Here is a 251-nt window from a genome sequence, read left to right as displayed (position 1 = left end):
AGGTAGTCGGTGAGTTCCTCTTTGGTGTTGCGCCAGGTGAAGTAGGTGTAGGACTGCTGGAAGCCGGTCTCGGCGAGGGTGCGCATCATCGCGGGGCGGCTGAAGGCCTCGGCGAGGAAGATGACGTCGGGGTCGGTGGCGTTGATGTCCGCGATCACCTGTTCCCAGAACATCACGGGTTTGGTGTGGGGGTTGTCGACGCGGAAGATACGGACGCCGTGGTCCATCCAGTGGCGCAGGATCCGCACGCT

At 62.9% G+C, this 251-nt stretch carries 1 pseudogene; it reads right to left on the bottom strand.

Annotation, left to right across the window (positions count from 1 at the left end):
- Positions 1-251: pseudogene (locus tag IO36_RS36205) on the bottom strand (alpha-1,4-glucan--maltose-1-phosphate maltosyltransferase); the annotation flags it as partial.

The organism is Streptomyces aureus (assembly GCF_000725495.1).
Taxonomy (GTDB): domain Bacteria; phylum Actinomycetota; class Actinomycetes; order Streptomycetales; family Streptomycetaceae; genus Streptomyces; species Streptomyces aureus_B.
This window is presented reverse-complemented; position numbering and strand designations above follow the sequence as displayed.